The following is a 22,553-nucleotide window of genomic DNA, read 5'->3' on the forward strand; positions in this document are numbered from 1 at the left end:
GCGAAGCCCGCGCCGCGGCCGCGGCGGCGCCCGCCGCCGGCACGCAGGCCGACGCGCCCGCCGCGGCGCCGGCCCTCACCCGGCTGGTGGCGCTGGCCGGCACGGCGCGGGCCGCGCCCGGCAGCGATCCCGCCGCCATTCATGCCGCGCTGGCCGAACAGAAGCGCCCCGACCTGGACGACACCCTCAAGAACGCGCGCGGCTTTCCCGTGTTCAGCGCCCGCGCCGCGCACCTGGACAGCGAAGCCTTGCGCGAAGCCGCCGCCGGCGAAGACGCGCCCGCGGCGGCCCGCGCCGAAGACTGCCTGCGCGCCACCGCCCTGCTGTGCGAAGTGATCGAATCCCTGTCGCGCGCTGCCCGCGCCCACGTGCTGGAACACGGCACGCCCGAGCGCGACGACGACTGGCCCCTGCTGCAAGTGGAACTGCTGCTGCCGGCGCCATGGCCGCCGGCGGCGCGCGAGCATGCGCAGGCGCAGGCCCGCGCGGCGGCCGCCTGGCCCGAGACCCGCCTGCGGCTGCGGCCGCACGAGGCCCGCGACGCGCTCGCCAGCGACAGCCTGCTGCGCCAGCTGGCGCTGGAGCCGGCGTCCGCCGCGCGCGCGCCGCTGCGCCTGGTGGCCGCGGCCGACTCCTACATCGATGCCCAGGTGGTGCAGGACTGGGAGGCCGACGGCACACTGGTCGGCAACGCCACGCCGCAGGGACGCGTGCCCGGCGAAGCGGCCGCCGGCCTGCTGCTGGACCTGGACCAGGCCGCTCCCGACGCCGCCGTGGCGCCGGCGGGCGCCTTCGCCCTGGCCCTGTCACCGATGGCGCACCGCGCCACCGCCGCCGACGCCCGTGGCGCGGCCAGCGAACCGATGCTGGCCGAGCTGACGACGCGTTTCCTGGAACAGCACCAACGGCGCGCGGACGACATCCGCGCGCTGGTCAGCGACGCCGATCATCGCGGCAGCCGGCCGCTGGAAGCCGCGGGGCTGGCCAGCACGCTGTTCACCACCCTCGACCCCAACCAGGATTGCCTGGCGGTCGGCATCGCCTGCGGCTACACCGGCGCCGCCGCGCATCTGTTGACCCTGGCGGTGGCCGCCGAGGCCTGCGCGCAGGCCGAGGCCCCCCGTACTCGCCGTCATGACCCAGGATCCCGCCTTGCGCACGCTCGCCCTGCTGTCCCCTTCCCCCTCCGCCTGACCCACAAAAAAAGCCAGAATCATGCGTAGCCCTTCAGGTTTCTTCTCCGGTATCTCCAGCGCCTTGAGCGAAGGCCGACATTGGACATCCCGCGCGCTCGGCAGCCCGCGGCTGTTCATGGCACTCGGCCTGATCGCCCTGATCGTGTTCCTGTTCCTGTTCGCCGATACGGTCGAGATCGGCCTGGTCTGGGCCGGCATCGCGCTGGGCATCTTCCTGTTCCTGTGGCTGTGCGCCTACCTGTGGCGCCGGCGCCGCGCGCGGCGCGCCAACAAGAACCTGGGCGACATGCTGGAGCAGCAGGTGCAGACCGGCGCGGCCGCCGCCAACCGCGGCGACGTGGACGCGCTGCGCACCCGGCTGGCGCAGGCGGTGCGCACCATCAAGACCTCGAAGATCGGCCAGGTCTCGGGCAACGAAGCCCTGTACGAACTGCCCTGGTACATCGTGATCGGCAACCCGGCCGCCGGCAAGAGCAGCGCGGTGATCAACTCGGGCCTGCAATTCCCCTTCGCCGACAAGAACGGCGCGGCGGTGCGCGGCGTGGGCGGCACCCGCAACTGCGACTGGTTCTTCACCACCGAGGGCATCCTGCTGGACACGGCCGGCCGCTACTCGGTGCACGAGGAAGACCGCAACGAGTGGATGGGGTTCCTCGACCTGCTCAAGCGCCATCGCCCCAAGGCGCCGATCAACGGCATCATCGTCGCCACCAGCATCGACGAGCTGACCGGCGCCGGCCCCGAGTTCGCCATCAACCTGGCCAGGAACCTGCGCCAGCGCGTGCAGGAGCTGACCGACCGGCTGGAAGTGTTCGCGCCGGTCTACATCATCTTCACCAAGGCCGACCTGATCTCGGGCTTCAGCGAGTTCTTCTCCGACAGCGACCAGCGCGAGCGCGACCGCGTCTGGGGCGCCACCCTGCCCTACGGCGCCGAAGAGAACCGCGACGTGCTGGCCCTGTTCGACGAACGTTTCGACGAGCTGTACGAAGGCCTCAAGGAAATGGGCACGGCGCAGATCTCGCTGCGCAACAACCGCGATCTGCCGCCCGGGCTGCTGACCTTCCCGCTGGAATTCGCCGGCATCAAGCCGGCGCTGCGCACCTTCCTGTCGACGCTGTTCGAGACCAACCCGTTCCAGTACAAGCCGGTGTTCCGCGGCTTCTACTTCACCAGCGCGCTGCAGGAAGGCGTGTCGCAGAGCACCTCGACCGAACGCCTGGCCGAGCGCTTCGACCTGCGCCCGGCCGCGCGCGGCCAGGCCCGCAACGTGTCCTCGCACAACGGCTTCTTCCTGCGCGACCTTTTTTCCAGCGTGATCTTCGCCGACAAGAAACTGGTGCGCCAGCACGCCAGCCCGGCCAAGACCCGCATGCGCTACCTGACCTTCTTCGGCCTGGTGCTGGCGCTGGGCCTGGTGCTGGGCGGCTGGAGCTGGTCGTACCTGGGCAACCGCCAGCTGGCGCAGAACGTGCAGGCCGACCTGGACAAGGTGGTGCGGCTGCAGAGCGAACGCACCGACCTGCAGAGCCGCCTGGAAGCCATGGAGATCCTGCAGGACCGCATCGAGCAGCTGGACCGCTATTCGTCCAGCCGCCCCTGGTCGCTGGGCCTGGGGCTGTACCAGGGCGACGTGCTCAAGGAACGCCTGCTGGCCGAGTACTACAACGGCGCGCGCCAGTTCATGCTGAGCCCGGTCAAGGTCAGCCTGGAAGACTTCCTGGCCAAGGTCGACATGTCCGGCAACGCGGCGGCTGGCGGCGCGCCGAAACCGGCGCCGCAGGCGCTGCGCGCCGCGCACGGCGCGGGCGGCGACACGCTGTTCCAGGACGCCTCGCCAACCAATGCCGACGACGCCTACAACGCGCTCAAGACGTACCTGATGATGGCCAATCGCCAGCACGTCGACCCCACCCACCTGTCCGACCAGATCACGCGCTTCTGGCGCGGCTGGCTGGAGACCAACCGCGGCGCCATGCCGCGCGACCAGCTGATCCGCAGCGCCGAGCGCCTGATCTCGTTCTACGTCAGCCGCGCGCCCGACGCCGGCTGGCCGCAGATCGACACCAACCTGGCGCTGGTCGAGAAGACCCGCGCCAGCCTGCGCGCCGTGATGCAGGGCATGCCGGCGCGCGAACGCGCCTACGCCACGCTCAAGGCGCGCGCCGCCACGCGCTTCCAGACCATGACGGTGGCGCGCATCGTCGGCGAGAACGACGCCGGCGTGGTGGCCGGCAGCTACGCCATCCCCGGCACCTTCACCCGCGAGGCCTGGGAGCAGTACATCCAGCCGGCCATCAACGAAGCCGCCAAGAAGGAAGTGCAGACCAGCGACTGGGTGCTGGGCGTGAACGCGCGCGACGACCTGACGCTGGACGGCAGCCCCGAGCAGATCCAGAAGAGCCTGGCGACCATGTACAAAATGGAATACGCCCAGGAATGGCAGAAGTTCCTGCGCGGCGTGACCATCAAGCCGTTCACCAGTTTCGAGCAGTCGGTGGGCGCGATGAACCGCCTGGGCGATCCGCAGACCTCGCCCATCGCCAAGCTCATCAACACCGCCTATGAACAGACCTCGTGGGACAACCCCTCGCTGGTCAACGCCGGCCTGCAGCAGGCGCAGAGCGGCGTGGTCGGCTGGTTCAAGCGCGTGATCCTGCGGCAGACGCCGCCGGCGCCCGCCGCCGCCACCACCGCCAACGGCGAGGCGATTCCGATGGGCCCGGTGGGCCGCGAGTTCTCGGACGTGGCGCGCCTGGTGGTGACGCGCGAGAACCAGTCGCTGCTGGGCAACTACATGGGCGCGCTGTCCAAGATCCGCACCCGCTTCAACCTGCTCAACAACCAGGGCGACCCCGGCCCCGGCTCGCTGGTGCTGCTGCGCCAGACGCTGGAAGGCAAGGACTCGGAGCTGGCCGACGCGCTCAAGCTGGTCGACGAGCAGATGCTGGCCGGCCTGTCGGCGACCCAGCGCGAGACGCTGCGCCCGCTGCTGGTGCGGCCGCTGATCCAGGCCTACGCCGTGGCCATGCAGCCGGCCGAGTCGGAACTGAACAAGGTCTGGAACGCGCAGATCTACCAGCCCTTCAACCAGACCCTGGCCGAGAAGTATCCGTTCGCCGCGCGCGCCAGCGTCGAAGCCAGCAGCGACGAGATCGGGCAGGTGTTCGGCCCGCAGGGCAGCATCGCCAAGTACGTCAACGACACCCTCGGCCCGCTGACCGTGCGCCGCGGCGACATCCTGACGGCGCGCACCTGGGGCGACATGGGCGTCAGCCTGCAGCCGACCTTCACCGCCAACTTCGCGCAGTGGGTGGCGCCGCTGTCTGGCGGCGCGGCCGGCGCCGGCGCGGCCAGCCAGCCGCAGACGCTGTTCCAGATCCAGCCCAAGCCGGCCTCGGGCGTGACCGAGTACACCATCGAGATCGACGGCCAGCAGCTGCGCTACCGCAACACGCCGCCGCAATGGGTCAACTTCGTCTGGCCCAACGCGCAGGGCGCGCCCGGCGCGCGCATCACCGCCACCACCTTCGACGGCAGCGTGGTCGAGATCGTCAACGAACCGGGCCGCTTCGGCCTGGAACGCCTGATCGCGACCGCCCAGCGCACCTCCAACGCGGACGGCAGCTTCAACATGAGCTGGGGCAAGTCGAACGTGACCGTGCCGGTCAAGCTGCGCATCATCAGCAACGCCCAGGCGCCCGGCGCCGGCGGCAGCGAGCCCGGCGGCAGCCAGGGCCTGCGCAACCTGCGCCTGCCCTCCTCCGTGGTGGGCGCCACGTCCGAATCCTCCTCCGCCCAGACGCGACCCGGAGCGCCGCAATGAGCAACCTGCAGTCCCCCCTGTTCCGCACGGCCTACTTCGGCAAGATCCCGGCGCGCGGCGACTTCGTCAAGAACACCTCGCATCCGCAGCTGATGAGCACGCTGGACGGCTGGGTCGCCAACACCATGGAACTGCTGGCCCAGGACCCGCACTGGAAGACGCTGTACGACGAGGCCGAGCCGATGCCGTTCGCCATCCTCGGCTCGCGCGGCAAGCTGGCCATCGCCGGGCACCTGCAACCCAGCCGCGACCAGTCGGGCCGGCGCTTTCCGTTCCTGTCGGCGACCTCGGTCGAGGTGCAGCGGCCGCTGGCCTTCATCGCCCGCAGCCCGATGGCCTTCAGCCGGCTGTGGAACCGCATGAGCGGCGCGGCCGCGCTGCTGATGACCGATGCCGACCCCGGCGCGGCGCTGCAGACCCTGAACGAACTCGAAGGCGAGATCCGCACCGAGGCCGACGACGGCTTCGACGCCTTCGTCGACCTGCAGACCGTCGAGCGGCTGGAAGCGATGCTGCGCGGCAACGGCCATGCGGCCAACGTGCACGACATCATCCTGGCGCTGGGCATCCTGCTCGAACCGGTCATGTCCAGCGGCTCGTCGCAGCTCGATCGCGGGCTGGCGCTGCCGTTGCCCGACGATCCGCTCTACATCAACCTGGTGGCCTCGTACTGGATGACGCTGATCGCGCCGTTCCTGGCGCGCGCCGACTTCGAGATCGCGGTGTTCATCGGCCGCATCGGCGGCAAGCACCGCCTGGTGGCGGGTTTCCGCGGCGCCTCGCCGCAGACGCTGGCCAGCCTGCTGTCGACGCCGCAGGCCTTCGCCGAACAGCACATCGTGCTGGAGGACGCCCCCTGGGTGCGCAACCACGTGTCGGCCAGCCACGGCCTGGCCAAGCTGTCCAGCTACCTGGACCAACCGCGGCTGTCGCTGCGCATGGCGCTCGACACCTATCTCGAAGTCTTCACCGGAGCCTGACCATGCGCGTCTCTCTCCTGATCCTGGCGGCGCTGTTCTCGTGCGCCGCGGCGGCGCAGGACGCCGCCACCGTCGTTCCCGCCAACGTCATTCCGCAGCCCGGCCAGGTGGTGGCCAGCGGCGCGGTGCCCGACGAGGCCACCAAGGCCGACGTGCTGGCGCGTCTGCAACAGGTCTACGGCGTGGGCAATGTCATCGACCAGATCGAGGTCGGCGGCGTGGTCGCGCCCCCCAACTGGTCCGAACACGTGGGCAAGCTGATCGGCCAGCCGCTCAAGCAGATCAACCGCGGCCAGCTGGAAGTCGACGGCACCCAGATCCGCCTGCAGGGCGAAGTGCAGAACGAGGCCTCGCGCCAGCAGATCGCCAGCACCTTCGCCACCTCGCTCAACCCCACCTACAAGATCGTCAACGGCCTGCGCGTGGCGGCCGGCAAGGACGAACAGGGGTTGCTGGACAAGGTGCTGACCAATCGCGTGGTGGAGTTCGAGACCGGCAGCGCCACGCTGACGGCGCGCGGGCGCGAACTGCTCGACCAGGTCGCCGACGTGATTCCCAAGCTGCACAGCGACAAGGTGCAGATCATCGGCCACACCGACAGCTCCGGCAGCCGCAGCACCAACCTGGCCTTGAGCCAGGCGCGCGCCGACGCGGTCAGGTCCTATCTGGTCGACAAGGGCCTGCCGCCCGGCCGCTTCGAGACGCTTGGCGCGGGACCCGACCAGCCGGTGGCCACCAATGCGACGGCCGAGGGCCGCGCCAAGAACCGCCGCATCGAATTCCGCGCCAGCCGCTGAGCCGCGGCGCGTGGATGCCGTCACGCAGGGCGTGGCAGTGCCGCGCCCGCGGCTGCCCGGCGATGGCCATTGCGGCCATCGCCCGGGGCCTGCCTTCAGCCGTTGTTCTCGGGCGGCTTGGGCACGCCCAGCAGCTCTTCCAGGCCCGACAGCGCCTCGCCGTTCTTGACCACGGTGCGCAGCCACAGATGCAGCGACATCTCGCCCCAGCTGGCGGCCTTGTCGGCCAGATAGGCCACCGGGCTGTGCGGTTCGGTGCGGCGGAAGAACTCGGCCACTTCGCGCAGCTGCGCCAGGGCCTGGTCGCGCGTTTGCAGCGGGCCGCGCGTGGCCGCGGGGGCCGTGGGCGGAAGGTCGGCAGCGGTCAAGGTGGGCTCCATGCGGGTGATGGGCGCGCCGGCGGACGGCGCGGCCTGCGCGGCCGGCGGCGGCGTCAGGTCGGCGCGCACCAGCAGGCCGGCTTCGCGGGCGAAACGATGCGCCAGTTCGGTCACGTCCTTCAGGGCGGTGCGCACCGGCGTGAAGGCCGGGCCTTCATCGCCCAGGCGTTCGGTCAGCGTCAGCTCCAGCACGTCGACCGCGCCGAAGCAGCTCTGCAACTGGCTTTCGAGTTCGGAATAGAACGCCGGCGGCGTGTCGCGGCGCGCGGCGTCGAACTGCTCCAGCGTGACCTTGCCGCGCGACATGTCGGCGGCGTTCTGCGGCGTGCGCTTGATGGCGTTGGCCAGTTGCGAGGCGCTGTCCCACAGCACCGCGCCGAAGCGTCCGCCCTCGGACTGCGTCAGCGGCAGTTCGCGCACCAGCTGCTGCGAACGCGCCAGCAGCCAGGCCAGGTTGCCCACGCGCTGCTGCACGTCGCCCTCGTCGGGCACCGGATGCAGGCCATCCCAATAGCGCCGGCACAGGCCATCCACCAGCAGGAAGCCATCGCGCAGGCCGGCGAAGCCGCGGGTCTTGGCCCAGGCCTCGGCCAGCCAGGCGGCCACGCGCACGTCCTTGCTGCGCTCGGTCAGCACCTCGGTGCAGATGCGGATCACCTGCGGCCAGTCGGCTTCCTTGATGTCGATGACCCAGTCGCCCTGGTCCAGGTGCGGGTCATCATGGCGGCGGGCCTCGCGGATGGCGTCGAATTCGGCCGAGAAGACCATGTCGGCGCCACAAGGCGCCTCGCCCGGAATGGGCTGCAGCAGTGCGTCGATATCGCTCATAGTGTCTTGTGTCGTTGCGGGTGGCGAGCCATGCGCAAGCGGCGCATGGCCCGGCGGCGAAAGCAGCGATGATCCCATATCTGTAACGGCGTTACGTTGGAACATGACACGCCCTATTACAAAACGCATCAGGGACCATCGCTATCATGCAAGCTCTCCAAACTGAGGGAGTCGCGATGAACAAGTCATTCCACATGATGCCCAACGGCCGCTTCATCAACGGCACGCCGCGGCGCTGCCCGGACGGCACCTACGTCGGCGACGGCGGGCCCATCACCCGCGCGCCGGACGGCACCTACGTGGCCGGCACGCCGCAGCGCGCGCCCGACGGCCGCTACCTCGGCAGCGGCGGCCCGGTGCGCATGGCGCCCGATGGCACCTTCGTCGTGGGCCCGCCGCGCATGGCGCCGGACGGCACCTATCTGTAAGCAGACTTAACCTTCATCTGGGAGCGACGGGCGGCCATGGCGCAGCGATCCGTAATACGCAAGGGTGACCGCACGTCGCATGGCGGCGTGGTGGTGACCGGGGATGAATCCGTGCAGATCTTCGGCCAGCCCATGGCGCGCGTCGGCGACCGCGTCACCTGCCCCAAGTGCGCGGGCCAGCACACCATCGTCGAAGGCGTGCAGAGCGTCAGCTCCGACCGCCGCACGGCGCTGGAAGGCATGAAGACCTCCTGCGGCGCCACGCTGATCGCCAGCCAGCAGTTCTACCAGCTCGAACATGGCGGCGGCGGTGGTGGCGGCTCGGGCGTGAACGACGCGCCCCAGGCCCTGCAGGCCGGCGCGCCGGCGGCGCTGGCCGCGATCGAACCCGTGGCGGCCCAGGACGCGCCGGTGAAATGCGCCCAGGTGCAGGACACACTCAAGCTCACCGAGGCCATGTTCGACGCCAAGCGCGCGCCGGTGAAGCTGACCGGCCCGTCTGCCTACCAGCCGCCCGCCAACCTGGCGCGGGCGGGCGACGACAAGTGCGTCATGTACGAAGCCTGGCCCGCCGGCCAGCGCGTGCCGGTGGTGCTGGAACCGCGCGATCCGCTCTGGACCGGCGACCTGATGCAGCGCCGGCCGCAGGAATTCACCGAACGCCTGACCGAGGAACCGCAGCCACAGCCCGAGCAGGTCGCCAAGAGCCTGGGCATCGCCCCCAAGGCGATGCTGCAGGGCCGCGACCTGCAGATCCGCCTGGCCAAGGGCATGGCGCTGGAAGACCGCATCACGCGCCTCAACGCACAAGTGGTGAAGGGCCCGCCCTGGGCCGACCCGACGCGCGAGACGCACACGGTGGGCGAGACGATGTTCTCGCGCATCACGCTCTACAGCATGTCGGGCGACCAGGCGATGATCGACCACGCCGTGCTGCACGAACTGGCCCACAGCTACGCCAACAACGCCCGCGTCGACATGAAGGCCTGGGGCGCCGCCGCCAAGGCCGACGGCAACTTCCCGTCGGACTACGCCAAGGCCGGCCCGCCCGAGGACTTCGCCGAGTTCGTGGTGATGGCCATCGCCACCCAGGGCACGCCCTGCGAAGACTACGCGCGCTCGATCTACCCGGCGCGCTACCGCCAGCTGGACGCCATGGACCTGCTCGAGAAAAGTCCCGCCCCCCCAAGCCGCCTGACCCGCACGCCCGCCAGGGAACCGGACCGCGCCGCCCCGCGGCGCCGGTCGCGGCCGCGCGCGCCGGGTCGGCGGGTTGCGTCCGCCCCCCTGCCTGCGATAACATACGTTCCATATACAAACCATATACGGAACATTCACTATGGGCATCGTCAAGATTTCCGAGCAGATGCACGAGAACCTGCGCGTGGCCAGCAGCGCGCTGAGCCGCTCGATCAACTCGCAGGCCGAGCACTGGATGCGCATCGGCATGCTGTCCGAGCTCTACCCCGAGCTGCGCCACGCCGACATCTGCCAACTGCTGATCCGCATCGAACAGGCGGAGGGCTTCAGCATCGCGGCCCTGTCCCAGGGGCAGGCGCCCACCGGCCAGCAGGAGGCCGCGTAAATGGCGCGCAAGGTCTCCATCAAATCCGCCGCCGACATCGCCATGGCCCGCCAGGCCGGCGCCCTGGCGGCGGACGTGCTGCACATGATCGCCGAGCACGTGCGCCCCGGCGTCACCACCGACGAACTCGACCGCATCTGCCACGACTACATCGTCAACGTGCAGAAGGCCATCCCGGCCAACGTCGGCTACCACGGCTTTCCCAAGACCATCTGCGCCTCGGCCAACCACGTGATCTGCCACGGCATCCCGTCGGCCAAGGTGCTCAAGAACGGCGACATCCTCAACATCGATGTGGCCGTCATCAAGGACGGCTGGTACGGCGACACCAGCCGCATGTATTTCGTCGGCCAGCCCAGCCCGCTGGCGCGGCGCCTGGTCGCCACCACCTACGAGGCCATGCGCGCCGGCATCATGGCGGTCAGGCCCGGCGCCACGCTGGGCGACATCGGCCACGCCATCCAGACGGTCGCGCACCGCGAGCACTTCAGCATCGTGCGCGAATACTGCGGCCACGGCATCGGCCAGATCTACCACGACGAACCGCAGGTGCTGCACTACGGCCGCCCCGGCGAAGGCCTGGTGCTGCAGCCCGGCATGATGTTCACCATCGAGCCCATGATCAACGCCGGCAAGCCGCAGACCAAGCAGCTGCCCGACGGCTGGACGGTGGTCACCAAGGACCGCTCGCTGTCGGCCCAGTGGGAACACATGGTGGTCGTCACCGACACCGGCTACGAGGTGCTGACGTCCTGGCCGGACGGCTTCGGCGACTACCCGCCGATTCCCTGACGCCGCCGGCCGGCGACGGCAATTAACGGAGTGCGATGTCCACGGGGCCCGGTCATGATCGGGCCCTCGTCGTTTTGCGGCCTCGTCGGCCGTTGCCCTCATGCCCGCCCTGCCCGCGGCGTTCCGCCGCCTGGCCGCCTCCAACCTGGCCGCCCAATGTTCCGAACAGATCGCCCTGGCGGCGGCGCCGCTGCTGGCGGTGCTGGCGCTGGGCGCCAACGCCGCGCAGACCGGCTATCTGCAGACCGCCCAGACCCTGCCCTTCCTGCTGCTGTCATTGCCCGCCGGGGTGCTGGCCGACCGGATCGCGCGCCGCACCCTGATGACCGCCGCCGAATGCGCGCGCGCCGCCAGCCTGCTGGGCCTGCTGGCGCTGCTGGCGGTGGACGGGCTGAACCTGGCCGCGCTGGCGGCGCTGGGTTTCCTGGGCGCGGTCGGCACGGTGGCCTACAACGTGGCCGCGCCCGCGCTGGTGCCGACGCTGTTGCCGGCGACCCAGCTGGCGCAGGCCAACCGCTGGCTGGAACTGGCGCGCAGCGCGGCGTTCTCGGCCGGGCCGGCGCTGGGCGGCGCGCTGGTCGGCGGCATCGGCGCCGCCGTCGCCTACGGCCTGGCCACCCTGCTGTCGCTGCTGGCGGCGGGGCTGCTGGCGGGCCTGCCTTCCGAGCCGCCGCGCGCGGCGGCGCGGCGCCACCTGTGGCGCGAACTGCGCGAAGGCGCCGCGTTCGTGGCGGCGCACCCCTTGCTGCGGCCGGTGCTGGTGACGGCGGTGTGCTTCAACACCGCCTGGTTCGTGCTGCAGGCCGTCTACGTGGTCTACGCGGTGGAGCGCCTGGGCCTGACCGCCGCCGGCGTGGGCGCGACGCTGGGCATCTACGGCGCGGGCATGCTGGCCGGGGCCCTGGCCGCGCCATGGCTGGCGGCGCGCCTGTCGTTCGGCGCGATGATCGCGGCCGGCCCCACCTGCGCGCTGGCCGCCAGCCTCATCCTGCTGTCGACGCTGGCGTGGCCGGCGGGCGCCTGGGCCGGCGTCGGCCTGTTCCTGTTCGGCGCCGGACCGATCCTGTGGACCATCGCCACCACCACGCTGCGCCAGGCGGTCACGCCCAACGCGCTGCTGGGCCGCGTCTCGGCCGTGATCGTCACGGCGACGTTCGGCGCGCGGCCCGTGGGCGCCTTGATCGGCGCGACCCTGGCGGCGCGGCTGGGCATGGAAGCCTGCCTGTGGCTGTCCAGCGTCGGCTTTGCCGCCCAATTCGTGGTGCTGCTGGCTTCCCCGGTGGCGCGGCTGAGCCGCCAGCCGGAAACCGTGGCGGGTTGAACGACGCCACGCGGCGGCGCCGGGACCTTCTGTTGCGGTCCCGCAGGGACGGATCTGTATCTGGCGGCGGCCAGCGGCGGCCGCTAGACTGGCCTGCCATCGAGGCCGCCGCCCGCGGCGCCTCGCCCGACGCCCCCCCCCTCGCCGCCATCATGCTGAACATCCTCGGAAAAGCCTCTTCCATCAACGTCCGCAAGGTCCTCTGGACCTGTGTCGAACTGGACCTGCCGTTCACGCGCGAGGACTGGGGCGCGGGCTTTCGCCCGACGGCCGACGCGGCCTTCCTGGCGCTCAACCCGAACGCCATGGTGCCGGTGCTGCGCGACGGCGACTTCGTGCTGTGGGAATCGAACAGCATCATCCGCTATCTCGCCAACCAGTATGGCGGCGACGCGGTGAATCCGCTGTATCCGGCCAACGCCCGGCTGCGCGCCCGCGTCGACCAGTGGATGGATTGGCAGGCGACCGACCTGAACCGGTCGTGGAGCTACGCCTTCCTGGCGCTGGCGCGGCAGTCGCCGGCGCACCGGGATGCCGCCGCCATCGAGGCCTCGAGCCGCGACTGGGCGCACTTCATGGGCATCCTGGAACAGCGCCTGCGTGACACGGGCGCCTACGTGGCCGGCGAAGCCTTCACGCTGGCCGACATCGCCATCGGCCTGTCGGTCAACCGCTGGTTCGCCACGCCGCTGGACAGCGCCCTGCGGCCCGAGCTGCCGGCGGTGGCCGCCTACTACGACCGGCTGGCCGAGCGGCCGGGCTACCGCGCCCACGGCCGCAACGGCACCGCCTAGCAGGCGGCCTGGCGCATCACTTCACCACGCCGCAGACCATGCGGCCGCCCCCGCCGCCCAGCGGCTTGGGCGTGTCGCTGTAGTTGTCGGCGCCGACGTGGATCATCAACGCGTGCTGCTTGACGTCGGCCAGCTTCAGGCGCGGCGCCACCACGGCGGTCTTGGCGTTGCCATCGGCGCCCACGGTGATGAACGGCAGGTCGCCCAGGTGGCCGTCGGTGGCCAGCGGGCCCTTGTGCGCCTTGGCGCCTTGCGGATCCAGGTGGCCGCCGGCGGCGCCGCCCGGCATCACCTTGCCATCGACCGTGGTCGACGCGCAGGAACCCTTTTCGTGCACGTGGAAGCCATGCTCGCCCGGCGGCAGGCCGGTGAGCTTGGGCGTGAACTTCAGGCCTTCCTTGGTCTGTTCGAGCGTGATGGTGCCCGCGCTCTTGCCCACGCTGCCGTCGTCGTTCAGGACCGACATCGTGACACTCTCGGCCTGGGCGGCGGCCGAGGCGCCGGCCAGCGCCAGCGTTGCAACGAGAATCGAGAATTTTTTCATGGGACTTGCCTCCTGGGGAGAGATGCGCGTGATACGGGCCGCCCGGCCGGGCGGCGGTCGTCCCGGAGCTCTGACGGCAGGCCCGGCGACTGGCAAAGACAATAGCACCGCGCCATGGCGCTTCGCCAGCAATCTTCATTCCTGATACATCGGATATGTCCGTAAATCCGCGATGGTTGACGAGACCCCGCCCCCCCGGCCAGCGCCCTAGCCCGTCGCCAGCAGCACCGCCGCGTGCAGCAGCACGCCGATCAGGCCGCCCACCAGGGTGCCGTTGAAGCGGATGTACTGCAGGTCGCGCCCCACGCTCAGTTCCAGTTCGTCGACCAGGTGGCGCTCGTCCCACAGCTTGACCGTGCGCGAGATGTGCTCGGTGACGCCGATGCGCAGCCGCCCGGTCAGGCGCCGCGCCGCGCCCAGCACGTGGCTGTTGATGGCCTCGCGCAGGTCCGGGTCCTCGCCCAGCTTGCGCGCCAGCGCCAGCAAGGCGCTTTCCAGGTGCGCGGCCAGCGCCGAATGCTCGTCGCTCAGGTCGCGCCGCAGCGCGGCGTGGATGTCGTCCCACAGGCCCTGCACGTATTCCTGCACCTTGGGGTGGTCGATGGCGCGCTGCTTCATGGCCTCGACCTGCGCGGCCAGCGCCGGATCGGCGCCCAGGCGCGCGATGTAGTCCAGCACCCAGGCCTCGTAGTCGCGCCGCACCGGGTGGTCGGGCTCGGACAGCACGTCGCGCAGCTCCTGCACCAGCGCGCGCGCCAGGCGGTCGGCCAGGTTGTCGGCGATGCCGTCGACCGAGGCGATGACATCCACCGCGGCGATGATGCGCGGCCATTCCTTGCGGGCGAACTTGACCAGCAGCGCCGAGGCGCGTTCCTTGACGTCCTCGTCGCCGAGGTAGCCGCCCAGCCGTTCCATGGCGGCGTCCAGCAGCTCCTGGTGGCGGCCGTCGCGGGTCAAGAGGCCCAGCACCTCGCCGGCGGTGCCGGCCGCGTCCCAGCGCCGCAGGTTCTTCACCACGAATTCCTGGATCACGCCGCGCACCGCGTGGTCGTCCAGCAGGTCCAGCGTCTGCAGCGCCACCCGCCGCGCGCCGTCGCTGAGCGCGTGCGCCTGCTTCGGCCGCGCCAGCCAGCGCGACAGGCGCGCGGCCGGGTCGAAGCCGCGCAGCTTCGCCATCAAGGTGTCCGGATCGAGGAAGTGGTCGCGCACGAACACCGCCAGGTTGTCGCCGATGCGGTCCTTGTTGCTGGGAATGATGGCGGTGTGCGGAATCGGCAGGCCCATCGGCCGGCGGAACAGCGCCACCACCGCGAACCAGTCGGCCAGCGCGCCCACGGTGGCGGCCTCGCAGAAGGCCCGCACCCAGGCCCAGGCGCCCTGCCCGCCCATGACGTGGCTGGTGATGAAACCGCTGATCATCGCCGCCAGCAGGGCCAGCGCGGCGATCTTCATGCGCCGCAGCTGCGCGCGGCGCGCCTGCGACGCCAGCGCGGAGCGGGTGGCGAAGGCCGGCGAGGACGGGCTGGCGGAAGGCGGCGTATCGGTCATGGGGTCTCCGGCGGGCATGCCCGCCCAGCATACCAAGCCGGCTGGCGGCGCCGCGCGGCCATCAGTCCTCGGGCCCGGCCAGCGCGCCGCGCAGCCAGGCGATGAAGGCATCGGCATGGGCGGTGCGGGCGCGGCCGGCGGCCGGCACCGCGCGCAGGCCCCCGTCGAACGGCACGAAGCCATAGGGCGCCACCAGTTGCCCCTCCTGCAATTCGCGCGAGATCAGCCGCCGCTCGACCAGCGCCACGCCCAGGCCCGACAGCGCGGCCTCGATGCACAGGTGGGTGTGCGGAAACGCCAGCGTGTCGCCCTGCGCAGCCGGCTGCCCGGTGATGGCCTCCCATTGGTTCCAGGCGCTGGAGGTGTATTCATGCGCGATGCGCACGCGCGCGGCCGGCTTCCTGCGCGCATAGGCCGGCGTGCAGACCGCGCCGAAGCGCACCGGCGCCAGCGGCAGGGACAGGCGCCGGTCGGCCTCGGCATAGCCCGAGAGATCCCAGGCCAGGATCAGGTCGGCGCCCTCGTTGCGCATTTCACGCGCCGAGGTCATCGACAGGCGGATGCGGATCTCGGGATGCTTGCGATAGAACACGGCCAGTTGCGGCACCAGCCAGCGCATGGCGAAGGTGGCGCTGCAGGCCACGTGCAGCCCCGGCGCCTGCGACTCGCGCGCCAGGCGCTCGTAGGCGTTTTCCAGCTGGTCGAAGGCCGCGCGCACCGAGGCGTAGAAGGTGGCGCCGGCCTGGGTCAGGCGCAGGCCGGTGCCGTCCTTTTCGAACAGCGCCACGCCCGCGTGCTCCTGCAGCAGGCGCAGATGGCGGCTGACAGCGCCGTGGCTGCGGCACAGTTCCTCGGCGGCGCGGGTGACCGAACCGCTGCGGGCGATGGCTTCGAAGGCGCGGACGGCGGACAGGGGCGGCAACTGGCGCATGGCGGGTCATCTGTCAGGAAAACTGACGAAGTGGCAGAAAAACTGCATTGTCGGATCCAAGGCCCGTTTTTAGCATGTCGGCATTGCAATCGCTAAACGCCCGCCGCGCCACCCCATGCATGGGCCGCTCGGACGCCTGGACCGATTGCCGCTTGTTTGAATTAACTGACGGTTTCCCTTTTCCCCAAGTCCTTTACGGAGTCCCCCATGCACATCACCCACCTGGCCGCCCACGAAGCCCTGGACAGCCGCGGCAATCCCACCGTCGAAGTCGAGGTCTGCCTGGACGACGGCGCCCAGGGCTTGGCCCTGGTGCCGTCGGGCGCCTCGACCGGCAAACGCGAGGCCCTGGAGCGGCGCGACGGCGACGCCGCCCGCTATCTGGGCAAGGGCGTGCTGGGCGCGGTCGGCGCGGTCAATACCGAACTGCGCGCCGCCCTGCTGGGCCTGCCGGCCGATCAGCAGGCCCGGATCGACCAGATCATGATCGAACTGGACGGCACGCCCGACAAAAGCCGGTTGGGCGCCAACGCCCTGCTCGGCGTGTCGCTGGCGGTGGCGCACGCGGCCGCCCACAGCCAGCGGCTGCCGCTGTGGCGCCACATCGGCGGCGTGCAGGCGCAGACCCTGCCGGTGCCGATGATCAACATCATCAACGGCGGCGCGCATGCCGACAACCCGCTGGATTTCCAGGAATTCATGATCCTGCCGGCGGGCGCGGACAGCTTCCGCGAGGCGCTGCGCATGGGCGCGGAGGTCTTCCACACGCTGCGCCACGCCCTCAAGGCGGCCGGCCACAGCGTCAACGTGGGCGATGAAGGCGGCTTCGCGCCCACGCTGCGCAACGCGCCCGAGGCGCTGGACTTCATCATGGCCGCGATCGAGCGCGCCGGCCTGCGCCCCGGCGCCGACATCGCGCTGGCGCTGGACCCGGCCGCCAGCGAATTCCACGGCCCGGACGGCTACCGCTACCACGGCGAGAACCTGCTGCGCGACGCCGAACAGCAGGTGCAGTACCTGGCCGGGCTGGTGCGCGACTACCCCATCGTCTCGATCGAGGACGGCATGGCCGAGGACGACATCATCGGCTGGAAGACATTGGGCGCGACGCTGGCCGGCGCCTGCCAGCTGGTGGGCGACGACGTGTTCTGCACCAACCCGCGGCTGTTCCAGGCCGGCATCGACCAGGGCGTGGCCAACGCCATCCTGGTCAAGATCAACCAGATCGGCACGCTCAGCGAGACCGCGCAGGTGCTGGCGCTGGCGCGCCGCGCAGGCTACGGCGTGGTGATGTCGCACCGCTCCGGCGAAACCGAGGACACCAGCATCGCCGACCTGGCGGTGGCGGCCAACTGCGGCATGATCAAGACCGGCTCGCTGTCGCGCGCCGACCGCACCGCCAAGTACAACCGCCTGCTGCGCATCGAGCGCGAACTGGGCGCGGCCGCCGTCTATGCCGGCGCCGGCGCGCTGGCGCGGCGCGGCTGAGGACCCGCGACCCACCGGCGCCCACAGCGGCCCGGCACGGGCCTCTAGCGCGCGGCCGGCGCGGATGCCGCCAGGTAACGGCTCGGCAAGCCGCCGGTCAGGCGCTTGAACATGGCGGCGAAGGCGCTGGCCGTGGCATAGCCGGTTTCGTGGGCCACCACGCCCACCGGCGCGCCCTGCGCCAGCCGGCTCAACGCCACCATCAGGCGCACGCGGTGGCGCCAGGCGGTGAAGCCCAGCCCGGTGCCGCGCACGAACAGCCGCGCCAGCGTGCGCTCGGAGAGCGCCAGGCGCGCCGCCCAGGCGGCCAGCCCGTCGCCATCGGCGGGCTGGCGCAGCAGGTGCTCGTGGATGGCGCGCAGGCGCGCATCGGCCGGCCACGGCATGTCCAGGTGGGCCAGGCCGTCCCAGTCGATCTCGCGCATCAGCAACTGCGCAATCAGGCCGTCCTTGCCCTGCGGGTCGTAGTCCATCGGCATGTCGGCGGCGCGCAGCAGCAGCTCGTGCAATAGCGGCGACACGCCGGTCAGCGCCGGCCCGCGCCCCGCGCCCAGCCCGGGCACGATGTAGGCCGTGCGCAGCGACACGCGGCCGCGCATGCGGGTCTCGTGCGTCACGCCGGCCGGCATCCACAGCGCGCTGCGCGGCGGCACCAGCCACACGCTGCCGGCGGCGCTGACCTGCATCACGCCCTGCACTGCGTACATGAGCTGGTCGCGCGGGTGCTGGTGTGGACGGCTGTGATGGCCGTCCGGATACTCCTTGGGCATGGCGCCCAGCGGGCGATCGAGCCATTGGTAGTCGACCTGGTTGGTGCTCTTGCGGGTGCCGCGGGTGCTGTTCTGCGCCGTCATCGTGGGTGCGCCGCCGGGTTGTCCGAAACGGCGTAGTCATTGTCCGGATCCCCGCCACCGGCGGGGTCGCCCGTTCCTAGAATCCGGATTTTGACATTGCCGCGGCCACCCAATGAAAAAACACATCCTCGTGCTCGACATCGACGGCACCCTGACCGACACCGTGGCGCTGCACCAGCGCGCCTTCCTGGGCGCGATGCAGGCGCTGGCGCTGCCGTCGCTGGACACGGATTGGGGCGGTTACCCCCACCACACCGACACCGGCATCCTGCGCCATGCGCTCGCCCGCCACGGCCTGGCGGCGCCGTCCGCCGCGATGCAGGCCGGCTTCGAGCAGGACCTGGCCGAGCGCTTTCGCGCCGCCATGGCGACCGCGCCGATCCGCGAAATCGCCGGCGCGGCGGCCTTCACGCGCTGGCTCGACGACTCGGACTGGGCGGTGGTCTACGCCACCGGCGGCGTGCGCGCGGTCAGCGGCCTGAAGCTGGACGCGGCCGGCATCGTTTACCGGCCCGATGCGCTGTTCACCGCCAGCGAGGAACCGGCGCGCGACGCCCTGGTGGCGCGCGCCGTGGCGCATGCGCGCCAGCGCCATCCGCAGGCGCGTGATGGCATGGCGCTGTCCATGGGCGATGGCCGCTGGGACCTGGAGGTGGCCGCCCGGCTGGGCCTGCGCTTCCTGGGCGTGGGCGCGACGGCGCAGGCGCGGCTGCTGGCCGAGCGCGGCGCCACGGTGCTGCCGGACCTGACCGGCGCCGCGGCGGCGTTGACGCGGCTGGCGGCGGCCTGACCCCGTTCACTGGCGTTCAAGACAGGACGGCCGCCGGCGCCGACGATGGCGGCTTTTGCCGAGGAACCGCGCATGTCCGTCCCCACCTCCCCTGTCGTCCCGTCCGCGCCCGCCGTGCCGGAGAAAATCGTGATCGTGCTGGCGGCAACGCTCGGCGTGGGCCAGGCCGCCAACGTCTCGGCCTGCCTGGCCGCGGGCCTCGCGGCCGCCCTGCCCGGCTGGGCCGGCGCGCCGCTGCGCGACCCCGATGGCATGGCCTCGTCGGCCATCTCGCACCTGCCCATCATCGTGCTCTCGGCCGATGCGGTGCGCATGGCGCAATTGCGCGAACGGCTGGCGTCCGCGCCGCCCGACGGCGCGCGGCTGGCCGTGTTCCCGGCCTATGCCCGCGAGATCCATGAGGCCGCCCACTATTGGGCGCGGCACCGCGAGACCTCGCACCGCGACCAGCCCCTGCTCGGCGTCGGCCTGGCCGGCGCCAAGCGCTGGATCAACGCGCTGACCGGCAGCCTGCCGATGCTGCGTTGAACGCCCGCGCGCCGGCGCAACCGCTCAGGCGCGTTCGCGGTACGCGGTGGCGCACAGGATCGACAGGAACAGCAGCAGCGCCAGCGTCAGCAACAGGCCGCCCGCCGCCGTGATGATGGCGTCGGAGCGCCACAACAGCAGCGCCTGGCGCAACGCGGCGCCGGTCACCTCGGTCAGGCCCGTCAGCAACAGCAGCACGACAGCGAACGGCCAGACCGAGCCGCGCAGCGCCTGGCGCGACCGCCGCCAGCCATAGCCATCCGTCAGGGCGGCCTGCGGCAGGGCCAGGGACCAGGATCCCAGCAGGTGCGTCATGGGCAGCCACAGGATTATCAGCAACAGCAATGCGATGGCCAGGAACACCGTGCTGGGCGTGTTCGGCATCTGGAAATACAGGGAGAGCGTCAGGCTGCCGCTGATCGACTTCAGGGCGGCGATCGCGACGATCGCCGCGAACACCAGGGCCAGCACCCGGGCCTGGGCGCCATCCAGGCTGGGCGCCTGGCGCGGCACGCCCGCCAGCTGGCGCTGCCACGCCAGCGCCACGCGCGCCAGGGCCAGCAGATTGACCACCGCCGCCAGCAGGAACCAGGTTTCGCGCGGACCGCCCGCCTGGTTCAGCAGAAGCGCGCCCGGCAGCGACAGCGCGAACAGCACGCAGGCCCACGGCGCGGCGGCGACCATGGCGGGAACCTGCGCGCTGAACTGGCGGGCCGTCAACGCCAGCAGGCGAGGCGCGGTGAGCGGATGCGGCAAGGTGTACCTCTCTCGGTCAGGTCGGGACCATCGGCCCCGCGGCCGATGGCGACTCCAGGCCTTATACCAGAGACGCGCGCCCGCCGCGCCGCATTCAATCGGCCAGCAGGCCCGGCGCCAGCGCCGCCAGGGTGGCGATGTGCGCGTCCATTTCCTGCGGGCGCGGATTGTCGATATTGCCGGCGCCCGCCGTGCGCAACCGCAGTGTCAGCAGCCCGCCGCCGTCGGCGCTGAACTGCAGGCCGAACACCCAGTCCACGCCTTGCGCGCGGGCAATCAACGTCAGCCAGCCGGTGTCCGGCTCGATCAGGGTCCGGGCCCGCAACAGGCCGCGCGCCTCCAGCGCGGACGGCGCGGCGGCGGCGAACCGCTGCATGGCCGCCAGCACGGTCGGGGTCTCTGCGGAGAAAGCGATCTGCACCAGTTGCAGCGGCGGCACCAGCAGCCGATGCGAGAACAGCCGCGGCATCGGCGTCGCGGCGGCCGTCCACGAAGCCGGCACCGTGACCGGTCCGGGATCCGCGATGCCCGCCGGCGCCGGCGCCGTGAGCCGGGCCTGTCCGGCGGTCGACGCACAGCCGCCGAACAGCACCGCGGCCAGGGCCGGCAGCAACAACCGGGGCAGCCACCGCAGGAAGCCGCCGCCCTCGCTGGCGCGCGGCGCTAGGATCTGGCCGCGCATGCCTGGCCCTCCGGCTTGTCGTGATAGGTGCGGAATTCCTCCAGGTCCGCCAGCGGCTTCTGCAACCGATAGCAGGCGTTCAGGCCGCGCAACAGCAGGAAGGCTTCCTCGCTGCCGAGGGACTTGGAGAAATCATCGTCGGCCAGCTTGGTCGAAATCTCGTCCAGCGTCTTCTGGTCGCGATAGCGCGCCAGCCGCTCGCCCAGCGTGTAGGCGGTCAGCGCGGCCTGCAGCCGGCCCTGCGCGTCGCTGACCTGCTCGACCGAGGCGCTGGCGCCGACCTTGCTCAGCAGCGCCGTCAGCGCCACCGACTTTTCCAGCACCGACTTGGGCACGATGCTCTCGAAGGTGCCCACCGACACCAGCGCGGTCGGCACGTTCAGCGGCGCGGCGCCGTCCATCACCTGGTTGGTGCGGGTGTTGTAGGTCAGCGCCTTTTCCCAGAACGCGCGCGTGCCGGCCACCGGACGCCCCACCACCACGTAGGTGCCCTGCTTGAGCAGGCCGAGGTTGGAGCCGGCCGACTGGCTCACCGCCGACTGCGAATACAGCTGCACGCTGTAGTCCAGCACCATGCGGTTGCGCTGGTTCGCCAGCACCAGCTCGGCGGCGGTGAAGGCCACCCCCACCAGCGGCGAGACCAGCGGATTGTTGGCCAGGCTGGCCGCGCCGTTGGCCACGCCCTGCGCCCGTTGCAGCGCGCGCAGGGTCTCGGCGTTGCGTTCGGTGGTGACGTCCATCACGCGCAGCCGGAACGACGGCGCCACGCGCTCGTCCCAGCGCTGCACGTAATACACCAGCAGATTGGAGAAGTTCAGGGATTGATCGGGCTGCACGCCGCGCTGGTACCAGACCACGATGGACTGGTTGCTGCCGTCGTCCTTGGCGGCGATGTCGAGAATGACCGCGTAGTCCGCCGGGCCGTCGATGCCGGCGGTCTTGACGCCCGCCGCGTCCTTCAGCGCCGGGATCTCGACGGACCGCATCATGATCGAGAGCGGCGCATTGGCGGGCACCGCCAGCAGCCGTTCCGCGTCGGAAGAGGCCGGCGCGCCGGCCTGCTCCAGCACGCGCGCGCGCTCATCGTCGCCGGGCTTGAGATAGAAGATGCGGTTGTCGGCGTAGATCGGGGTGTGCACCGTGTAGGCGTCGCCGATGCGCGGCTCGCTGCCCGCGCACCCCGCCAACATCGCCGCCAGTCCCAACATGCCCCACCGCAACGCGGCGCCGTCCGGACGCCGCAGGCCGGACCATATCCGGCGCATGAACACGAAAGCCATACTTGCTCCGCAAGAAAAGGCCCGCAATGGATCGGAACAACGCCTACGCCAGGCGCGATGGGCAAGAGGCGGTCAAGACCGCCCTGGCCGCGGCCGGGGACTCCCGGCGCCAGCCGGCGCGGGAATGGTCGGCATTTTTATCATTATGTTTCTTTTTGTCAAACTTTCGCGCGGATGCCAGGTCCGTGGCGCCGGGCTCGCCTTGCTGCCGGCGTCTCGCGCCGG

At 71.1% G+C, this 22,553-nt stretch carries 20 protein-coding genes and 1 pseudogene; 13 read left to right on the plus strand and 8 right to left on the minus strand.

The window, feature by feature from the left end:
* The 4 genes from AOZ49_RS32995 to AOZ49_RS18070 all read left to right on the plus strand — a co-directional run.
* Positions 1-1,223: hypothetical protein (locus AOZ49_RS32995; protein ID WP_054476930.1), on the plus strand; the 1,223-nt coding region annotated here is incomplete at its 5' end.
* Between the two features lie 88 nt (positions 1,224-1,311).
* Positions 1,312-5,022, plus strand: coding sequence for a type VI secretion system membrane subunit TssM (tssM, locus tag AOZ49_RS18060; RefSeq protein ID WP_054476932.1), 3,711 nt, complete (start codon positions 1,312-1,314; stop codon positions 5,020-5,022).
* The gene (tagF, locus tag AOZ49_RS18065) at positions 5,019-6,002 is read left to right on the plus strand and encodes a type VI secretion system-associated protein TagF (RefSeq protein ID WP_054434822.1); all 984 of its coding nucleotides are present in this window, start codon (positions 5,019-5,021) and stop codon (positions 6,000-6,002) included. The genes tssM and tagF overlap by 4 nt, the downstream gene beginning before the upstream one ends.
* 2 nt (positions 6,003-6,004) lie before the next feature.
* Positions 6,005-6,799, plus strand: a complete 795-nt coding sequence (locus tag AOZ49_RS18070) for an OmpA family protein (RefSeq protein WP_054476934.1) — start codon at positions 6,005-6,007, stop codon at positions 6,797-6,799.
* Between the two features lie 95 nt (positions 6,800-6,894).
* Here AOZ49_RS18070 and tssA read toward each other — a convergent pair whose 3' ends face one another.
* Entirely contained in the window at positions 6,895-8,007 is a 1,113-nt protein-coding gene (gene tssA / locus AOZ49_RS18075; RefSeq protein ID WP_054476936.1) for a type VI secretion system protein TssA, read from the minus strand.
* A 176-nt stretch (positions 8,008-8,183) separates the two neighbouring features.
* On the opposite strand from tssA, the gene AOZ49_RS18080 reads away from it, so the two are divergent.
* From AOZ49_RS18080 to AOZ49_RS18105, 6 genes and pseudogenes are all read left to right on the plus strand, one after another.
* Positions 8,184-8,435 carry a hypothetical protein gene (locus AOZ49_RS18080; RefSeq protein WP_054434816.1) on the plus strand — a complete coding sequence of 84 codons (252 nt, stop codon included), beginning with the start codon at positions 8,184-8,186 and terminating at the stop codon, positions 8,433-8,435.
* Positions 8,436-8,471: 36 nt separating this feature from the next.
* Positions 8,472-8,648 (plus strand): annotated as a pseudogene (locus AOZ49_RS31815) (PAAR domain-containing protein); the annotation flags it as partial.
* 1,126 nt (positions 8,649-9,774) lie between these two features.
* Positions 9,775-10,020, plus strand: a complete 246-nt coding sequence (locus AOZ49_RS18090; RefSeq protein WP_054434814.1) for a ParD-like family protein — start codon at positions 9,775-9,777, stop codon at positions 10,018-10,020.
* Entirely contained in the window at positions 10,021-10,812 is a 792-nt protein-coding gene (gene map, locus AOZ49_RS18095; protein ID WP_054434812.1) for a type I methionyl aminopeptidase, read from the plus strand. It abuts the gene before it with no gap.
* A 100-nt stretch (positions 10,813-10,912) separates the two neighbouring features.
* Positions 10,913-12,133 (plus strand): MFS transporter, encoded by a 1,221-nt coding sequence (locus AOZ49_RS18100; RefSeq protein WP_054476939.1) that lies wholly within the window; start codon positions 10,913-10,915, stop codon positions 12,131-12,133.
* 152 nt (positions 12,134-12,285) lie between these two features.
* Positions 12,286-12,927, plus strand: coding sequence for a glutathione S-transferase family protein (locus tag AOZ49_RS18105; protein ID WP_054434808.1), 642 nt, complete (start codon positions 12,286-12,288; stop codon positions 12,925-12,927).
* A 16-nt stretch (positions 12,928-12,943) separates the two neighbouring features.
* Here the strand turns inward: AOZ49_RS18105 and sodC are convergent, their stop codons facing one another.
* From sodC to AOZ49_RS18120, 3 genes are all read right to left on the minus strand, one after another.
* Entirely contained in the window at positions 12,944-13,471 is a 528-nt protein-coding gene (gene sodC, locus AOZ49_RS18110; RefSeq protein WP_054476940.1) for a superoxide dismutase family protein, read from the minus strand.
* Between the two features lie 207 nt (positions 13,472-13,678).
* A complete protein-coding gene (locus AOZ49_RS18115) occupies positions 13,679-14,923 on the minus strand; it encodes a DUF445 domain-containing protein (protein ID WP_156333394.1) in 1,245 nt (414 codons plus the stop codon).
* A gap of 157 nt (positions 14,924-15,080) precedes the next feature.
* Positions 15,081-15,950: a LysR substrate-binding domain-containing protein gene (locus AOZ49_RS18120; protein WP_054434803.1), complete on the minus strand. Its 870-nt coding sequence runs from the start codon at positions 15,948-15,950 to the stop codon at positions 15,081-15,083.
* 207 nt (positions 15,951-16,157) lie between these two features.
* Between AOZ49_RS18120 and eno the strand changes: the two genes are divergently transcribed.
* Entirely contained in the window at positions 16,158-17,438 is a 1,281-nt protein-coding gene (gene eno / locus AOZ49_RS18125; protein WP_054476943.1) for a phosphopyruvate hydratase, read from the plus strand.
* Positions 17,439-17,482: 44 nt separating this feature from the next.
* Here eno and AOZ49_RS18130 read toward each other — a convergent pair whose 3' ends face one another.
* The gene (locus AOZ49_RS18130; protein WP_054476944.1) at positions 17,483-18,292 is read right to left on the minus strand and encodes an AraC family transcriptional regulator; all 810 of its coding nucleotides are present in this window, start codon (positions 18,290-18,292) and stop codon (positions 17,483-17,485) included.
* A 112-nt stretch (positions 18,293-18,404) separates the two neighbouring features.
* Between AOZ49_RS18130 and AOZ49_RS18135 the strand changes: the two genes are divergently transcribed.
* The gene (locus AOZ49_RS18135; RefSeq protein ID WP_054476946.1) at positions 18,405-19,082 is read left to right on the plus strand and encodes an HAD family hydrolase; all 678 of its coding nucleotides are present in this window, start codon (positions 18,405-18,407) and stop codon (positions 19,080-19,082) included.
* Between the two features lie 72 nt (positions 19,083-19,154).
* Entirely contained in the window at positions 19,155-19,610 is a 456-nt protein-coding gene (locus tag AOZ49_RS18140) for a DUF2000 domain-containing protein (RefSeq protein ID WP_231690382.1), read from the plus strand.
* Positions 19,611-19,634: 24 nt separating this feature from the next.
* Here the strand turns inward: AOZ49_RS18140 and AOZ49_RS18145 are convergent, their stop codons facing one another.
* From AOZ49_RS18145 to AOZ49_RS18155, 3 genes are all read right to left on the minus strand, one after another.
* Positions 19,635-20,366, minus strand: coding sequence for a hypothetical protein (locus AOZ49_RS18145; RefSeq protein ID WP_054476949.1), 732 nt, complete (start codon positions 20,364-20,366; stop codon positions 19,635-19,637).
* Between the two features lie 94 nt (positions 20,367-20,460).
* A complete protein-coding gene (locus AOZ49_RS18150) occupies positions 20,461-21,048 on the minus strand; it encodes a hypothetical protein (protein ID WP_054434792.1) in 588 nt (195 codons plus the stop codon).
* Positions 21,030-22,328 (minus strand): hypothetical protein, encoded by a 1,299-nt coding sequence (locus AOZ49_RS18155; protein ID WP_054476950.1) that lies wholly within the window; start codon positions 22,326-22,328, stop codon positions 21,030-21,032. The genes AOZ49_RS18150 and AOZ49_RS18155 overlap by 19 nt, the downstream gene beginning before the upstream one ends.
* Between the last annotated feature and the right edge of the window lie 225 nt (positions 22,329-22,553).

Source organism: Achromobacter sp. 2789STDY5608615, from assembly GCF_001298995.1.
Taxonomy (GTDB): Bacteria; Pseudomonadota; Gammaproteobacteria; order Burkholderiales; family Burkholderiaceae_B; genus Achromobacter; species Achromobacter insuavis.

Bases quoted from the DNA above. Each gene is read 5' to 3' on its own strand.
- tssM (WP_054476932.1), top strand. From the start codon at position 1,312: ATGGCACTCGGCCTGATCGCCCTGATCGTGTTCCTGTTCCTGTTCGCC.
- tagF (WP_054434822.1), top strand. From the start codon at position 5,019: ATGAGCAACCTGCAGTCCCCCCTGTTCCGCACGGCCTACTTCGGCAAG.
- AOZ49_RS18070 (WP_054476934.1), top strand. From the start codon at position 6,005: ATGCGCGTCTCTCTCCTGATCCTGGCGGCGCTGTTCTCGTGCGCCGCG.
- tssA (WP_054476936.1), bottom strand. From the start codon at position 8,007: ATGAGCGATATCGACGCACTGCTGCAGCCCATTCCGGGCGAGGCGCCT.
- AOZ49_RS18080 (WP_054434816.1), top strand. From the start codon at position 8,184: ATGAACAAGTCATTCCACATGATGCCCAACGGCCGCTTCATCAACGGC.
- AOZ49_RS18090 (WP_054434814.1), top strand. From the start codon at position 9,775: ATGGGCATCGTCAAGATTTCCGAGCAGATGCACGAGAACCTGCGCGTG.
- map (WP_054434812.1), top strand. From the start codon at position 10,021: ATGGCGCGCAAGGTCTCCATCAAATCCGCCGCCGACATCGCCATGGCC.
- AOZ49_RS18100 (WP_054476939.1), top strand. From the start codon at position 10,913: ATGCCCGCCCTGCCCGCGGCGTTCCGCCGCCTGGCCGCCTCCAACCTG.
- AOZ49_RS18105 (WP_054434808.1), top strand. From the start codon at position 12,286: ATGCTGAACATCCTCGGAAAAGCCTCTTCCATCAACGTCCGCAAGGTC.
- sodC (WP_054476940.1), bottom strand. From the start codon at position 13,471: ATGAAAAAATTCTCGATTCTCGTTGCAACGCTGGCGCTGGCCGGCGCC.
- AOZ49_RS18115 (WP_156333394.1), bottom strand. From the start codon at position 14,923: ATGAAGATCGCCGCGCTGGCCCTGCTGGCGGCGATGATCAGCGGTTTC.
- AOZ49_RS18120 (WP_054434803.1), bottom strand. From the start codon at position 15,950: ATGCGCCAGTTGCCGCCCCTGTCCGCCGTCCGCGCCTTCGAAGCCATC.
- eno (WP_054476943.1), top strand. From the start codon at position 16,158: ATGCACATCACCCACCTGGCCGCCCACGAAGCCCTGGACAGCCGCGGC.
- AOZ49_RS18130 (WP_054476944.1), bottom strand. From the start codon at position 18,292: ATGACGGCGCAGAACAGCACCCGCGGCACCCGCAAGAGCACCAACCAG.
- AOZ49_RS18135 (WP_054476946.1), top strand. From the start codon at position 18,405: ATGAAAAAACACATCCTCGTGCTCGACATCGACGGCACCCTGACCGAC.
- AOZ49_RS18140 (WP_231690382.1), top strand. From the start codon at position 19,155: ATGTCCGTCCCCACCTCCCCTGTCGTCCCGTCCGCGCCCGCCGTGCCG.
- AOZ49_RS18150 (WP_054434792.1), bottom strand. From the start codon at position 21,048: ATGCGCGGCCAGATCCTAGCGCCGCGCGCCAGCGAGGGCGGCGGCTTC.
- AOZ49_RS18155 (WP_054476950.1), bottom strand. From the start codon at position 22,328: ATGGCTTTCGTGTTCATGCGCCGGATATGGTCCGGCCTGCGGCGTCCG.